This is a genomic window from Pseudomonas sp. EMN2, assembly GCF_009650555.1.
GTDB classification, from domain to species: domain Bacteria; phylum Pseudomonadota; class Gammaproteobacteria; order Pseudomonadales; family Pseudomonadaceae; genus Aquipseudomonas; species Aquipseudomonas sichuanensis.
This window is the reverse complement of sequence record NZ_VZZR01000103.1, coordinates 1-15587: the sequence shown is the minus strand read 5'-3', so window position 1 is coordinate 15587 and position 15587 is coordinate 1. Positions and strand designations below refer to the sequence as shown.

The window sequence follows — 15587 nt, the reverse complement described above, 5'->3', positions numbered from 1 at the left end:
AGCTAGCCCCGTGCGACCGCCAGGCTGTAACCGATGTGCCGGCGCAAGGTGAAGGGAATCACGAAGAATGCCAGGGCGCCCATGAACAGCGAGAAGCAGCCGATCAGCACGGGTAGCAGGCAGCAGATCAGCGCGTTGCTGGCGCTGATCACGCCCGTGCGCCAGGCCAGCAGCACGCTCAGCAAGGTGACGGGCAACAAGGCACCAGCCACGGCCGCGGGGCACATCACCATGAACATGACCGCCTTGGGCATCCACAGCAGCGCCACCACATTGCCTACGCAGAACACCAGCCCAGCCAGGCACAACAGGACGACGCTGAAAAAGTTGAGGAGTTTTAGCGCCTGCATGGCGAAATGACATCCATTGGAACGGGGGCGCGATTATGGCCAGTGACATGCCCGCAGGCAATGCAGCAGGACGCCTTCGCGCCGGGTCGGTATCATGCACGCCGACCTGCCCTGCCACACCGCCAAGGAAGACGTGTGATACGCCGCCTGCCGTTCCTGCTGTTCGCCCTCTCGCTGACCTCCTGCGCACCTCGCCTGCCTTCGCCGCCCGCGCCTGAACCGGCGCAGTCGCCCCTCCCGCTCACCCTGCTCGACAATGGCCGCTACCTGCTCTGGTACGACTGCCAGCGTGGCGAACCCCACCGTTTTGCCCTCACCCTGGAAAAGGATGTCGGGCACCTGGCGCGTCAGGACAACTTCCGCCTCGACCCCGACCTGCCGCCCGGCTGCAAGGGCCAGACCTCGACCAAGGCCTACTCGACGCCCAAGGGCTTCCACCGCGGCCACCTGGCGGCGAACAACCATTTCGACGACGACCGCGCGGCGATGGACGCCTCCAATCGGATGAGCAACATCGTTCCGCAGTTGGCCAGCCACAACAGCCGCACCTGGTACCAGACCGAGCTGCTCACCGAGTGCTACCGCGACCGGCACCCGGTGAAGGTGATCGGTGGGGTGGTGTTCGATCATCAAGGCGAGGGGCTGGCCAACGATTACTTCCAGGCCTCCCACGGCATCGCCACGCCGGAAGCGTTCTGGAAGGTGCTGCTGACCGAGGACGAGCAGGGCCGCACGCAGGTGATCGCCTGGTGGATCCCGCATCAGGCGGGGCTGGGCAACGATCTGGATCCGTACCTGCGCAGCGTGCATGAGATCGAGACGCTGCTGGGGCCGGAGGAGGCGCCGATCGATGTGCCTGAAACGCTGAAGGACCAGCGCCCGTTACGCACCTGGTCCGTGACAACGAAGTGCGACCGGGAATGACGGGCCCCGCATTGGGGTTGAGCGTTAAGCCTGTGCCGTATCGGCAGGCCCCTCATCTTCCATTTCCAGGTGCATCAGGAAGGTGTCGCGAGCGGTGTTGCCGACGTAACGGGTCAAGGCGTAGTTGGCCGTGCCGCCAACGATGATCCCGACGCCAAAAGGAATCGCCTTGGCCGCAGCCTTCTGAGTGAAAGTGATGCCGATCTTCTTGAAGAACTCTTTGATGATGGTCAACGTGCTGCCTGTCAGGTATTGCTGAACCATTCGTACGCCTGCCTTGCTGGCCATGCGAGTGGCGCCCGCAGACCCCATCTGTTCGAGTGAGCCGTACAAGGCGATGATGAACGCCATGTGTTTGGCATCTTCGTTCGACATTTTGCCATTGATGGCAATGCCCAAGCACATAGTCATGTCAATTTGAAGCTTGATGCATACCGGGATATCCACCGCACTCCCCCCCAACATGCCAACTGCCGTACCCACACCAGGAATCGCGCCCGGAATCGCCGTTGCGGCACCCGACGTGGCGGCAAGCTTGCAATAGCGGCTGATGATCTTGTCGGTCACCCGCTCCAACACCTGAGCATCTGTTGCCTTTGGCTTGGCCTTGAGTACCTGCTCTCGATACTGTTCAACCATTTCCCGAGCATCCTGCGGCGTGATTGCGATGGCCTCGACTGCCTTCATCAATGACGAACCACTTTCCTGTGCTTGCTCTGCCATTTGAATCTCCCTTCCAAACAATGGTCACTGGCGTTCGCGATCGCTGACGCCCCTTGAGTGTACCGCAGACTGCCACACTCAATATCAAACAGCCACTATCCGATAGCATTGGTCGGTTACCTCGACGAGCACTGTTCTGGATCCATGCGCGGTAGCACCTGCTCGAGGCATGTCCAACATTCCCGGTGCGAGCGGTCGAAACGGATATCCCGGGGTCGCCCTCGAAAAAGCGATCACCACCCTGCTCTTGTCTACTGGCCCGACAACAACGACGGCGCGCCGGATCGCGCCGCACTCGCCCAGGCTGCCTAGACCATCGGAGAGCACAGTGATGTCCATCCCCCATGAGGTCCCACCCGCCACCCTACGCCGGGTGATCGCCGCCTCGGCCATCGGCAACTTCGTCGAGTGGTTCGATTTTGCCGTGTACGGGTTTCTCGCCACACTGATCGCCACCCAGTTCTTCGCAAGCCAAGACCCCAGTGTCGCCCTGCTCAAGACCTTCGCCGTGTTCGCCGTGGCCTTTGCCCTGCGCCCGCTGGGCGGCATTGTGTTCGGGGCCCTGGGCGACCGGCTGGGGCGCAAGCGCATCCTGTCGTTGACCATCCTGCTGATGGCCGGCTCCACTACGTTGATCGGGTTGTTGCCTACCTACGCCAGCATCGGTGTGCTGGCACCGGCCCTGCTCACGCTTGCCCGCTGCCTGCAGGGCTTTTCCGCCGGGGGCGAATATGCAGGCGCCTGCGCCTACCTGATGGAGCATGCGCCGCAGGACAAGCGGGCGTTCTACGGCAGCTTCGTGCCAGTCTCGACCTTCTCGGCCTTTGCCTGCGCGGCGGTGATCGCCTATGGGCTGGAGGCCAGCCTGTCGGCCGAGGCGATGAATGCCTGGGGTTGGCGAGTGCCGTTCTTGATCGCCGCACCGCTGGGGCTGGTGGGCTTGTACCTGCGCTGGCGCATGGAGGAAACCCCGGCCTTCCGCCAGGCCATGGCCGAGGGCAAGCAACACAGTCACTCGCCGTTGGGCGACACCCTGCGCCACCATGGCCGCACCATCCGCAACCTGGGTGCGTTCATCTCGCTGACGGCGCTGTCGTTCTACATGTTCACCACCTACTTCGCCACTTACCTGCAGACCGTCGGTCAGCTCGGCCGTGCCCAGGCGCTGCTGGTGACTACCGTCGCCTTGCTGTTCGCCGCCGTCGGTTGCCCGCTGGCCGGGGCATTGTCCGACCGCATCGGCCGGCGCCGGACCATCGGCGTTACCTGCCTGTGGGTGATGGTGGCGGTGTTTCCGGCCTATTGGCTGGCCAGTTCCGGCTCGATGTCGGGGGCGTTGCTGGGGGTGATCCTGCTGGCGGTCGGCGCGCTGATGAGCGGCGTGGTCACCGCCGCGCTGCTGTCCGAATGCTTCCCGACCCGCAGCCGCTATACCGCCTCGGCGATCACCTACAACGTCGCCTATACCCTGTTTGGCGGTACGGCGCCGCTGGTGGCGACCTGGTTGATCGAGCAGAGTGGCAGCCGGTTGGCGCCAGCGTTCTATCTGGTGGTGATTGCCTTGCTGGCGTTGATTGGCGGGCTGGCGTTGCCGGAGACTTCGCGGATTTCGCTGCATGCTGAAGGGGCTGATGGCGACAGCCGCGAGGGCTCGCAGCGGATGGCTTGAAGCGCCTGGTACAGGGGCTGCTGCGCAGCCCATCGCGGCGCAAGGCCGCTCCTACAGGAAATTCCATGCTCTTTGTAGGAACGGCCTTATGTCGCGATGGGCTGTACAGCGGCCCCAATGCTTCGTTTAACGCAGATCGAAACGGTCCAGCTCCATCACCTTGGACCAGGCCGCGACAAAGTCCCTGACGAACTTGTCGTTGCCATCGCTGCTGCCATACACCTCGCTCAAGGCGCGCAACTGGGCGTGGGAGCCGAACACCAGGTCTACCCGGCTGGCGGTCCACTTCACCGCGCCGGTCTTACGATCACGGCCCTCGAAGCGCTCGTTGTCGGCCGAGGTCGGCTTCCACTCCACGCCCATGTCCAGCAGGTTGCGGAAGAAGTCGTTGCTCAACACCCCGGGTTTGTCGGTGAACACCCCGTCCTTGCTGCCGCCATGGTTGGCGCCGAGCACGCGCAGGCCGCCAATCAGCACGGTCAGTTCGGGCGCGGTGAGGGTCAGCAGCTGGGCCTTGTCCAGCAGCAGTTTCTCGGCCTTGACGCTGTAGCGGTCCTTGCTGAAGTTGCGGAAGCCATCGGCCAGCGGTTCGAGCACGGCGAACGACTCGACGTCGGTCTGCTCCTGGGAGGCATCCACACGCCCTGGGCGGAACGGCACGCTGAGGCCGGAGGCTTTTTCCACGGCTGCGTTGCCGGCCAGCACGATCAGGTCGGCCAGGGAGATCTTGTTGCCGCCTTCGCTGCGAATCTTCTCCAGCGCCGTCAGCACCTTGTCCACGCCCTGGTTGGCTTTCCAGTCCTTCTGCGGTGCCAGGCGCAGGCGCGCGCCGTTGGCGCCGCCGCGCTTGTCCGAGCCACGGAAGGTCGAGGCCGAGGCCCAGGCGGCGGACACCAGTTCACCGACACTCAGCCCCGAGGCCAGCACCTTGGCCTTGAGCGCAGCGATATCGGCGTCGCTGGGCTGTGGGCCGGCCTTGGGCAGCGGGTCTTGCCACAGTAGCTCTTCGTTGGGCATTTCCGGGCCGAGGTAACGCGCCAGCGGGCCCATGTCGCGGTGGATCAGCTTGTACCAGGCGCGGGCGAAGGCATCGGCGAGCTGGTCGGGGTTGTCCTTGAAGCGCCGGGCAATGGGTTCGTAGATCGGGTCGAAGCGCAGCGCCAGGTCGGAGGTGAGCATCGAGGGGGCGCGTTTTTTGCCGGGGTCGTGGGCATCCGGCACCGTGTTGGCGCCCTTGCCATCCTTCGGTCGCCATTGGTGGGCGCCAGCTGGGCTCTTGGTCAGTTCCCAGTCGAAGTTGAACAGGTTGTTCAGGTATTCGTTGCTCCACTTGGTCGGGGTGGAGGTCCAGGTCACTTCCAAGCCGCTGGTGATGGTGTCGCCGCCCTTGCCGGTGCCGAACTTGTTGCTCCAGCCCAGGCCTTGCAGTTCCAGCCCGGCGGCTTCCGGCTCGGGCCCTACGTTGTCGGCAGGGCCGGCGCCGTGGGTCTTGCCGAAGGCGTGGCCGCCGGCGATCAGCGCCACGGTCTCTTCGTCGTTCATGGCCATGCGGCCGAAGGTCTCGCGGATATCCTTGCCCGACTTCACAGGGTCAGGCTCGCCTTCCGGGCCTTCCGGGTTGACGTAGATCAGGCCCATCTGCACGGCGGCCAGCGGGTTCTCCAGGTTGCGCTCGGCCGACAGGTCGCGATTCTGCTCCTCGCCATGCTTGGCCGGCTCGGCCACCAGGTCGCCCTGCCCTGGCGGCTGGGCCTTGAGCTGTTCCTTGCCATAGCGGGTATCGCCCCCCAGCCAGACCTTTTCCGAGCCCCAGTACACATCTTCGTCCGGCTCCCACACATCGGCACGCCCGCCGGAGAAGCCGAAGGTTTTAAAGCCCATGGATTCCAGGGCAACGTTGCCGGTGAGCACGATCAGGTCGGCCCAGGAGATCTTGTTGCCGTACTTCTGCTTGATCGGCCACAGCAGGCGCCGGGCCTTGTCCAGGCTGACGTTGTCCGGCCAGCTGTTGAGCGGGGCGAAGCGTTGCTGGCCGGAGCCGGCGCCACCGCGGCCATCGCCGATGCGGTAGGTGCCGGCGCTGTGCCAGGCCATACGGATGAACAGCGGGCCATAGTGGCCGAAGTCGGCTGGCCACCAGTCCTGGGAATCGGTCATCAAGGCAGTCAGGTCCCTTTTCAGGGCCTGGAAGTCGAGGCTCTTGAACGCCTTGGCATAGTCGAAGTCCGGGTCGGGGCTGGACTTGGACGAGTGTTGATGGAGGATCCTGAGGTTGAGCTGGTCAGGCCACCAGTCTCGGTTGCTGGTGCCACCACCAGCGGTTTGATGGAACGGGCATTTCGATTCGTTCGACATCTGCTTCTACCTTTGGGTCGGGTCGTTTCAGATTCCGGGCGCGTTTCCAGACGCAATGCCAGGTGTTCGATCAGCCGAGCCAAGGGCTCGTGCCTACCCCTCATCAGGTGTGGTCGGTCTGCGCCGACATGGGCTCGCGGGGTGCCTGAGTGCCGCTGGCAAGGGGGTTGCCGACAGCCACGCGGGCACCCGCCGCGATGGCTTTTCGCGGGGCCACGGGAAAGACTAGTCGAGCTTGGGCAGAGGTCTAATAGAAGCGCTATTGAGGGCTGATAGTGTGGCTCTGTCAGGGCCACTGGCGGGGCCAATCGGCACGAGCCAAGCGGCATGAACTGTGCTTGAATCTGCCATCTTCCCGCGCCCAAGGCCCTCCGAATGAATCGCAACGACCTGCGCCGCGTCGACATGAACCTGTTGGTGGTGTTCGAGGCATTGATGATCGAACGCAACCTCACCCGTGTCGGCGAAAAGCTGTTCATCACCCAGCCCACCGTCAGCGCCGCCCTCGCCCGCCTGCGCGACCTGTTCGATGATCAGTTGCTGATTCGCAATGGCCGGGCCATGGAACCCACGCCACGGGCCATGCAGATCTTCAATGAACTGGGCCCGGCGATGGACGTGATCTCGGCGGCGATCAGCCGGGCCAAGGCGTTCGACCCGGCCAACAGCTGCAACGTGTTCCGCCTGGGGCTGTCGGACGATGCCGAGTTCGGCCTGTTCCCGGCGTTGCTCGAAGCGCTGCGCGAGGAGGCGCCGCAGATCAGCGTGGTGGTGCGTCGGGCCAATTTCCTGCTGATGCCGGGCCTGCTCGCCTCGGGCGAGATTTCGGTGGGGGTCAGCTACACCACCGACCTGCCGGCCAACGCCAAGCGCCGCAAACTGCGCGATATCGGCGTGCGGGTGCTGCGCGCCGACGACCGCCCCGGCCCACTGACCCTGGACGAATATTGCGCGCGCCCCCATGTGATGGTGTCGTTCTCCGGCGACATGAGCGGCAACATCGACCTGGACCTGGCGCGCATCGGCCGCTGCCGCAAGGTAGTGCTGGCAGTACCGCAGTTCGGCAGCCTGCGCGCGCTGCTGCGCAACACCGAGATGATCGCCACGGTGCCAGACTACGCGGCCTGCGCCCTGGCCGACGACGGCAGGCTGCGCGCCGACCCGGCGCCGTTCGAGATCAGCGAGGCCGAACTGTCGATGGCCTGGAGCAGCGCCCACGACAACGACCCGGCCGAGCGCTGGCTGCGTGAGCGGATCCTGCAGTTCATGGGCCGCCCAGGCTGAACCATCAACGTCGTCGATAGCCACCATGCCTGCCATCAAGTTCCGCGGATGGCAGGTCGCCGGGAGAATGGCCCCATTCGCACATCGACAAGGCCTCTCCCATGAAAACCGGCATGATCGCAGCCCTGCTAGCCCTGCTCGCCACCCTTACCGGTTGTGCCAGCCCAGCCAACCAGCCCGGCGCGCAAGCCTACGGGCATTTCTATTCGGCCACCGAGCTGTCCAGCGTCACCCTCGGCCACGGCCAGCATGTGGCCGTGCTGCTCGGGCGCAACGCCGCCGCAACGCTCGACTACCTGCAACGCCACCGCGACCAGGCCGCCCCCGGCACTGCCAGGAGCACGCCGGTGGCGACCCTGGGCGGCAACCAGGCTTATGCATGGTTGGCGCAGTCCTTGGCCCAGGAATTTGCCGAAGTCACCTTTTATGAAGACCTCGATACCCTGCTGGCCGATCGCCCGGATGTGATCGTGCTGCTGGAGGCCCGGAGCAAGCTGGCAAGTGCGGGGGACGAGGCCATCCAGGCCAGCGTGGCGGCACGCTTTTTCGATGGTCAGCTGACCTATATCGGCCGAGCCGAAGGGGTGGCACGCAAGCCGGTCGAGGGGGTCGAGCTGGTGCGTCAGCTGGATGAGGAACAGACGGTGCAGGCCGATGCGCTGCGCCAGTTCGATGCATCGCTCAAGGTGTTGATGCGCGGGGCGGTGTGATAGATCACTGCGGCCCTATCGCGGGGCAAGCCCGCTCCCACGAAGCGACCGTGGGAGCGGGCTTGCCCCGCGATAGCGTACGGTCAGGCAGCGACGATTGCCTGTAAACGTTGCCACAACCGCTGCACATGCTCGCGCTCGGTCGGCAGCGCGCCCACCGACACCCGCACCATCCAGCGGCCGTTCAGGGTAGCCGGGGTGACATAGGCATCGCCCGATGCGTTCAACCGGTCCGCCCAACCTCGGGTATGGGCATCCAGTGCATCGCCCTCCAGCCCCGCCGGGCAGTGGCGGATGCACAGTGTCTGCAGTTGCACCGGCGCCAGCAGTTCCCACTCATCCGATGCCTCGACCTGTTCCGCCAGCCAGCGGGCATTGTCCAGGTCGCGGCGCAGGCGTTGCTGCAGGGCCTCGACGCCTTCGCTGCGCAGCATGAACCACAGCTTCAGCGCGCGGAACCGGCGGCCCAACGGGATACCCCAGTCGCGCAGGTTCTTCACCTCGCCATCGACCGCCGACTGCAGGTAGCTGGGGTTGGTGCTCATCACCCGGATCAGGTGCTGCGGGTCGCGCACGTAATAGATGGAGCAGTCGAAGGCCACGCCCAGCCACTTGTGCGCGTTGACCACCACCGAGTCGGCCAGCTCGATACCGTCCCACATCCAGCGGCATTCAGGGAGGATCATCGCCGAGCCGGCCATGGCCGAGTCGACGTGCAGCCACAGTCCGTGGGCCTGGGCGATCTCGCCGAGCGGGCGCAGCGGGTCGAGCGCGGTGGTGGTGGTGGTGCCGGTGGTGGCGACCACGGCGCAGGGCTGGTTGCCGGCGGCTATGTCCTGTTCGATGGCGTCGCGCAGCGCTTCAGGGCGCATGGCGAACTGCTCGTCGGTGGCGATCAGGCGAATGTTGTCACGGCCGAAACCGGCCAGCAGCGCGGCCTTGTCCACCGAGCTGTGGGCGTGGGCGCTGACGTAGACGATCAACGGTTTGGCCTGGGCCTGCAGGCCGCCGCGCACCTGGGCATGGTCGGTGGCGCGCTCGCGGGCGCAGATCAACGCCACCAGGGTGCTGGTCGAGGCGGTGTCCTGGATCACCCCGCTCCACTGGCTGGATAGCCCCAGCAGCTGGCGCAGCCAGTCCAGGGTGGTCTCTTCCAGCTCGCTCAGGGCCGGGCTGGACTGCCAGGACAGGCCGAGCACGCCCAGGCCGGTACTGAGGAAGTCACCCAGCACCGACGACAGGGTGCCGTTGGAGGGGAAGTAGCCGTAGAAGTCCGGGTGCTGCCAATGGGACAGGCCGGGCATCAACAGCTGGTCGACGTCCTTGAGGATGGCGGCGAAGGGCTCAGCCTGCTGCGGTGCGCTTGCTGGCAAGGCGGCTTTGAGGTAGCCGGGCTCGACCTGGGCCATCACCGGGCGTTCGGCGACGGTCTGGCGGTAGTCGGCGATCAGGTCGATCAGTTGGTGGCCGTGTTGGCGGAATTGTTCGGGGGTCACGCGCGGTCTCCTGGTGGCTGTGGTGTGGCCATGGGCCTCATCGCGGGGCAAGCCCGCTCCCACAACCGTGGGAGCGGCGGTGCGCCGTTGCGACTTGCCCCGCGATGGCGCCGGTACAGGCAACACAGTGGCAACCAGTCTAGGCGCTCGCCACCAGCCGAATAACCCCGCTTCGCGCATAGCTCCTATGGCAAAGGCGCATGCCCGCCCTGCACGCCGAACTGCGACTGGCGCCACAGTTCGAACACCCGGTTGCGCAGCCAGCGGTGCTCGGCCGAGGCCTGCAGGCGCTGGTGCCACACCACCCAGTAGCGCTGGGTATGCTCGACGAAGCCCAGCGGTCGCCAGGCCAGCCCATGCAGGCGGGCCAGCTGGCGGGCGATGTGCTCGGGCACCGTGGCCAGCGCCTGGCCATTGCCGATCACCGGCACCATGGCACTGAAGAACGGCACTTCCAGGCTGATCCGCCGCTGCAGGCCCTGGGCGCGCAGGTGGCGGTCGATGAAGCTGTCCTTGTCGCCGCCGCCGGAGACCCGCACGTGCTTGCAGGCCAGGTAGTCGTCCTGGCTCAGTGCGGCCTGCCGGGTGAGCGGGTGATCATGGCGCATCAGGCACACCGCGCGGTCCTCGCCGAGCAGTCGGCCGTGAAGGTTGGGCGGCGACTCGTCGAACAGCGTGGTGGCCAGGTCGATCTCGCCACTGGCGAGCAAGGCGTATTGCCCGGCCTGCCAGGTGCGATACTCCAGCGACACCCCCGGCGCCTCAAGCTCGAGCGCCGCCACCAACTGCGGCAGCATGTGCTCGGCCACGTAGTCCGAGGCTGCCAGGCAGAAGCGGCGCTCGCAGCGGGCCGGGTCGAAGGCCGCCGGCTGGCGCAGGGCATTGAGTTCTTCGAGCACCTGGCGCAGCGGCTCCACCAGCGCCTCGGCGTGCTCGCTGAGCACGTAGCCACGGCCCTGGCGCACCAGCAGCGGGTCGTCGAAGGCTTCGCGCAGGTGGGCCAGCTGGCGGCTTAGGGCGGGCTGGCTGCAGCCCAGGCGCTCGGCGGCGTGGCTGAGGTTTTTCAGCTGCAGGAGGCAGTCGAGGGTGCGCAGGTGGGCGAGGCTCAGGGAGGCGAAGGTGGGGTGCATATGCTAGCTGTCCGAAAAGAATCGCGGGGCAAGCCCGCTCCCACGAATCAACCGTGGGAGCGGGCTTGCCCCGCGATGGCGTCATCCGGCTCAGTCAGTCAGGCCGACATAGACGTTCTGCACGTCTTCGTTCTCGTCGATCGCTTCGAGGAAGGCTTCTACCTCGGCCAGCGCTTCGGCGCTCAGGCTGGCGGCGCTTACCGGGTTCTTCGGGGTGTAGCCGATCTTCGCCGAAGTGACGGTGAAACCTTGCTCAGGCAGGGCCTTTTGCACGGCGTCGAGGTCGGTGGTGTCGGTGATGAACAGGGTCGAACCTTCTTCCTCGCCCTCTTCGAAGTCCTGGGCGCCGGCTTCGATGGCGGCCATTTCCGGATCGGCGTCACCTTCCGGGGTGGCCTCGATCAGGCCTACGTGGTTGAAGTCCCAGGCCACCGAGCCGCTGGCACCCAGCTGGCCCTTGCGGAACAGCACGCGGATCTGCGCCACGGTACGGTTGACGTTGTCGGTCAGGCACTCGACGATCAACGGCACCTGGTGCGGGGCGAAGCCTTCGTAGCTGACCGCATGGTACTGCACGGCCTCGCCGTCCAGGCCTGCGCCTTTCTTGATCGCGCGCTCCAGGGTCTCACGGGTCATCGAGGCTTTCTTGGCCTGGACGATGGCCAGGCGCAGGCGCGGGTTCATGTCCGGGTCGGCGCCGGATTTGGCGGCGATCTGGATCTCCTTGGCCAGCTTGCCCATGATCTTGCCCTTGGCGTTGGCCGCGGTCTCTCTATGCTTGGCTTTCCACTGTGCGCCCATTTCAACTCTCTTGTTTCAAGGGCCGGTTCAGGAAGCGACCGGCCAAAAGTGGGGAGAGTTTATACGCCCAAACGCTGCGGATCGACAAGAAATCGCATCAGCTTCTTCGCGGGTAAACCCGCTCCCACAGTGCCCGCGAAGGGCCCTGCCCTGGGTTAGCCTTTGTCGGCCTTGCCCGCCGCCGCGGCGAATTTGGCCAGCCGCACATCCAGCCGCCGCGGCCTGGCGCCGCGATCCTCGGCGTGCTCCTTGCGCCGGATGGCATTGCGCACCATCAGCGAGCCCAGGTAGCGAATCGGCTCCGGCGGGAACTGCCCCAGCGGCCCTTTGACCAGCGGCGAGCGGGTCCAGGGGTTGTCCAGGCCCAGGGCCAGCGACGACAGTATCTGCCCGCCCATGTGGCACGGCCCTACCCCGCTGCCCGAATAGCCGAATCCATAGAACACGTTGCCCTGCCCGTCGAGCCGGCCAAAGAACGGCAAGCCGGTGACCGAGCGATCCGACGGCCCGTTCCAGCTCGCCGCCAGCGGCACCTCGGCCAGGGCCGGGAAGAAATCGGCCAGGCTCTCGCGCAACAGCGGCTGGTAAGGCGATGGCTGGTCGAACACCGGCAACATGCGCCCGCCATAGGCGAAGGTATTGCCACCCTTGCCGAGCATCAGCCGACCATCGGACGTGTTGTGGTAGTAGTGCACGAAGATTCGCGAGTCGAGCACGCTGACGCCGCTGTCCAGGCCGATCTGGCGCAACAGTTCCGGGCACGGCTCGGTGATCACCATGTCACTGGAAACGATCGCCACGCTGCGCTCGAACTGCGGGAAGGCCCGCGCCATCCAGGCGTTGAGGCCCAGGACCACGCGGTCGGCACGGATGGTGCCGGTGCGGGTACGCACCTGCGCCGGAGCCCCGTGCTCAAGCCCGGTCATCGCCGTGCCCTCGTGGATGCGCACGCCGCGCTGCAGGGCGACCCGGCGCAGGCCGCGCACCAGTCGCCCGGGCTGCACGGTGGCGGCGGCCGGTGAGTACCAGCCCTCCAGGTGGCGCTCGGAGCCCGCCAGGCGCTGCAACTGCGCAAGCTCGAGGCGCTGGAACGAGTTGATACCGCGCCGTTCCAGCGCCGCGATCACCGCGTCGGTGCCACCGACCTGGGCCGGGTTGGTGGCGGTGTACAGGGTGCCGTCCATGCGGAAATCGCAGCGGATGCCGTTGTCGGCGCAGAACGCGCCGATGGCCGCGATGCTGCGTTCCGACTCGCTGACCAGGCGCACCGCCTCCTGCACCCCGAACAGACGCTCCAGGGTGAAGTACTTGGCCGACCAGGACAGCGCACAACCGCCGTTGCGCCCGCTGGCCCCGGCACCGCAGATATCCGCCTCGATCAGCAGCACATCCAGCTGCGGCGCCTGCTCCTTGATCATCAACGCGGTCCACAGCCCGGTGTAGCCGCCGCCGACGATGCACACATCGCAACGTGCGTCGCCCTGCAAGGGTGGGCAGAGGGCCTCGTCTTCCTGGTCCAGCGCCTGTTGCAGCCAGAACGGTCTCATCGCTTTGCTTTCCTTCAAGTACGCAGTGGTTTGATTGCCATGCTGGTGTTGGGGGCTACGTCATTGGCCGCAGTGGCGCTGGCCGGGCGGCTGTTCCAGTGCGGGATCAACACCAGGGCGGAGAACAGCGCGGTGCCGGCGAAGACGATGAACACCGTGACGCTGTCGAAATACCCCGGCAGCAGGCCGCCGAGCACCGCGCCCACCGAACCGCAGCCGTTGACGAAGCCCGCTGCGGTGGCGCCGGCCTTGGCCGTACCGAAGTCGATGGCCGCCGCGCCGCTGATCATCGAGTCGGGGCCATACAGGGTCAGGCCCATGACGAACAGCAAGGCCACCACCAGCACCACGCTGCCGCTATGCATGGCCGCCATGAAACCGGCCAGGGCCATGGTCAGCAGCAGCAGGCTGATCACGCAGGCCGGCATGCGCCGGGCACCGAACAGCTTGTCCGAGGCCAGGCCGATGATGATCGGGCCAAGCAACCCGGCCAGCTCGAAGGCGGTGGGGATGATCGCCGCGCCGACCTTGCCCACCGAGGGCATCTGCTCGAAGACGATCACCGGGCCCCACAGCAGGATGGCGTAGCGCGCCGGCTTCAACATGAAGTAGGCCAGGCCGAGGGTGAGCACCGTGCGGTTGCGCAGGATCTCGCGCAGCGGCGCCCAGACGCTGCACAGGTTGCCCCCCGGCGCCATGCTCTGCGGCTCCGGCTCCACCGCCGGCAGGCCGACGTCTTCGGGCTTGTTGCGCTGGAAGATGAAGAACAGCACGGCCACCAGTGCCACCACCGCGGCGCTGGAGAAGAACGCCGCATGCCAGGTGCCGACCAGGGTGTAGGCCCACCAGCCGGCGAACGGCGAAGCCACCAGGCCGCCGAAGGCGTAGCACGAGCTCCACAACCCCAGCACCCGCCCACGCTGGGAGGCCGGGAAGAAGCTGCCGATGTTCTTGCACAGCCCGGCCCAGCCGGTGGACTGCGCCAGGCCCTGGATCAGCATGCAGGTGGCGAAGATCGGGAAGGTCGCGTAGCTGCCCATCACCACCGCCGCGGCGGCCGAGATCAGCAGCCCGCCGAGCACCACCACACGCGGCCCGAAGCGGTCGGCGAGCATGCCCCAGGTGAACTGGCCCACGGCGTAGGCGGCCAGGTAGATGGCGTCGAGGTTGGCCATGGCGGCCTTGTCGAGCATGAAGGTCGGGTCTTCGCCGATGCCGAGCTTGGCCACCGAGAAGGCTTTGCGGGTGAAGTAGAAGGCGGCGTAGGCCAGCCAGGTGATCGCGAAGATCTGCATGCGCCAACGCTTGATGGCGCCCAGGGATTGATTCATTTGACTCTGACCTCTTGCGTGAGTGTGCCGGCAGAATGTGAAGAAACGCCTGTCTTGTTGTTGTGGTGCGCACTGCGTGACGGAGGGACGTCACTTGGTCAGATGGCGGCAGCGGTCTGGCGTGACCGGCGCGAGGCCATGGCCCGACGCCACCGCTTGTGGCGATGGCGTCGGGTTGAAACACATGGAAACAGCTGCTGACTGATAAATAAAATCGATTTATCGTATTTCACTCATAAGCCCAGCTTGTAAGCGGAGTGCTCGATGTCGGTTTCCCATGCTCAACTCAAAGCCTTTCATGCGGTCGCCGAACAGGGCAGTTTCACCCGCGCGGCGCAGAAGCTGTTCCTGACCCAGCCGGCGGTCTCCGACCAGGTACGTAAGCTGGAGGAGCGTTACGGTGTGCTGCTGTTCCAGCGCAACAAGCGTTCGGTGCAGCTGACCGATCTGGGCGAGCGCCTGCTGGGGGTGACCCAGCGTCTGTTCGCCTGCGAGGCCGAGGCCGTCGAGTTGCTGCAGGACTCGCGCGCCCTGCACACCGGCAGCCTGACGCTGGCGGTGGATGCGCCGGTGCATGTGCTGCCGCAGATCGCCCGCTTCTGCCAGCGCTACCCGGGTATCCAGGTGAAGATCGAGACGGGCAATACCGACGAGTCGCTGGCCCGGCTGTTCAGCTACCAGGCTGACCTGGCCTTGCTGGGGCGTGATGTCGACGATGAGCGGCTGTTTTGCGTGCCGATGCGGCGTGACCCGATGGTGGCGTTCGTGTCGCATCAACACCCATGGGCCAGCCGGGGGGCGATCAGCCTGGCGGACCTGGATGACACGCCATTGGTGCTGCGTGAACCTGGATCGGTGACGCGGCAGACGCTGGAGGAGGAAATGCAGCGGGCGGGGTTGCGGATTCGTTCGGCGATCCAGGTGGAGGGGCGTGAGGCGGCGCGGGAGGCGGTGGTGGTGGGGATTGGGGTTGGGGTGGTTTCGGCGGCGGAGTTTGGGGCTGATGCGCGGGTTTGTGCGTTGCCGATTGTCGATTGTCGGCGGCATTTGACGGAGACGTTGGTGTGTTTGAGCGAGCAGCGGACGCGGCGGGTGGTGGCGACGTTTTTGGAGATGGTGCGGGAGGGGGGGTGAGGTTTTTGGCTTCGGCTTCCAGGGTGTTGGTTTTGATAGATGTATGCGCATTCATTGGCGATGGCGACGCATAGTCACCTTTCCGCCCTTACGGCGGCCTACTTTGGTCTTGGCCAAAGTAGGCAAAGCCGCC

The 15587-nt window shown here is 65.8% G+C and carries 13 protein-coding genes; 5 read left to right on the top strand and 8 right to left on the bottom strand.

Annotated features, from left to right (window positions below; genetic code table 11):
* Positions 1-2: 2 nt before the first annotated feature.
* Positions 3-350: a hypothetical protein gene (locus F6X61_RS24560; RefSeq protein ID WP_153788935.1), complete on the bottom strand. Its 348-nt coding sequence runs from the start codon at positions 348-350 to the stop codon at positions 3-5.
* 135 nt (positions 351-485) lie between these two features.
* On the opposite strand from F6X61_RS24560, the gene F6X61_RS24555 reads away from it, so the two are divergent.
* Entirely contained in the window at positions 486-1274 is a 789-nt protein-coding gene (locus F6X61_RS24555) for a DNA/RNA non-specific endonuclease (protein ID WP_178125884.1), read from the top strand.
* A gap of 24 nt (positions 1275-1298) precedes the next feature.
* On the opposite strand, the gene F6X61_RS24550 is transcribed toward F6X61_RS24555, so the two are convergent.
* A complete protein-coding gene (locus F6X61_RS24550) occupies positions 1299-1997 on the bottom strand; it encodes an EcsC family protein (RefSeq protein WP_153788933.1) in 699 nt (232 codons plus the stop codon).
* 331 nt (positions 1998-2328) lie between these two features.
* Between F6X61_RS24550 and F6X61_RS24545 the strand changes: the two genes are divergently transcribed.
* The gene (locus F6X61_RS24545) at positions 2329-3666 is read left to right on the top strand and encodes an MFS transporter (protein WP_153788932.1); all 1338 of its coding nucleotides are present in this window, start codon (positions 2329-2331) and stop codon (positions 3664-3666) included.
* A 126-nt stretch (positions 3667-3792) separates the two neighbouring features.
* Here the strand turns inward: F6X61_RS24545 and katG are convergent, their stop codons facing one another.
* On the bottom strand, positions 3793-6021 hold the full coding sequence (katG, locus tag F6X61_RS24540) for a catalase/peroxidase HPI (RefSeq protein WP_153788931.1): 2229 nt from the start codon (positions 6019-6021) through the stop codon (positions 3793-3795).
* 375 nt (positions 6022-6396) lie between these two features.
* Between katG and F6X61_RS24535 the strand changes: the two genes are divergently transcribed.
* Positions 6397-7305, top strand: a complete 909-nt coding sequence (locus tag F6X61_RS24535; protein ID WP_125463671.1) for a LysR family transcriptional regulator — start codon at positions 6397-6399, stop codon at positions 7303-7305.
* A gap of 101 nt (positions 7306-7406) precedes the next feature.
* Positions 7407-8015: a hypothetical protein gene (locus F6X61_RS24530; protein ID WP_153788930.1), complete on the top strand. Its 609-nt coding sequence runs from the start codon at positions 7407-7409 to the stop codon at positions 8013-8015.
* 83 nt (positions 8016-8098) lie between these two features.
* Here F6X61_RS24530 and F6X61_RS24525 read toward each other — a convergent pair whose 3' ends face one another.
* From F6X61_RS24525 to F6X61_RS24505, 5 genes are all read right to left on the bottom strand, one after another.
* Positions 8099-9511, bottom strand: a complete 1413-nt coding sequence (locus F6X61_RS24525) for a DOPA decarboxylase (protein WP_153788929.1) — start codon at positions 9509-9511, stop codon at positions 8099-8101.
* 185 nt (positions 9512-9696) lie between these two features.
* Positions 9697-10641, bottom strand: a complete 945-nt coding sequence (locus tag F6X61_RS24520; protein WP_153788928.1) for a LysR family transcriptional regulator — start codon at positions 10639-10641, stop codon at positions 9697-9699.
* A gap of 90 nt (positions 10642-10731) precedes the next feature.
* Positions 10732-11442, bottom strand: coding sequence for a YebC/PmpR family DNA-binding transcriptional regulator (locus F6X61_RS24515; protein ID WP_153788927.1), 711 nt, complete (start codon positions 11440-11442; stop codon positions 10732-10734).
* A gap of 155 nt (positions 11443-11597) precedes the next feature.
* Entirely contained in the window at positions 11598-12989 is a 1392-nt protein-coding gene (locus tag F6X61_RS24510; protein WP_153788926.1) for an FAD-dependent oxidoreductase, read from the bottom strand.
* A 14-nt stretch (positions 12990-13003) separates the two neighbouring features.
* On the bottom strand, positions 13004-14320 hold the full coding sequence (locus F6X61_RS24505; protein ID WP_153788925.1) for an MFS transporter: 1317 nt from the start codon (positions 14318-14320) through the stop codon (positions 13004-13006).
* Positions 14321-14584: 264 nt separating this feature from the next.
* On the opposite strand from F6X61_RS24505, the gene F6X61_RS24500 reads away from it, so the two are divergent.
* Positions 14585-15454, top strand: a complete 870-nt coding sequence (locus F6X61_RS24500; RefSeq protein ID WP_153788924.1) for a LysR substrate-binding domain-containing protein — start codon at positions 14585-14587, stop codon at positions 15452-15454.
* Positions 15455-15587 lie beyond the last annotated feature (133 nt).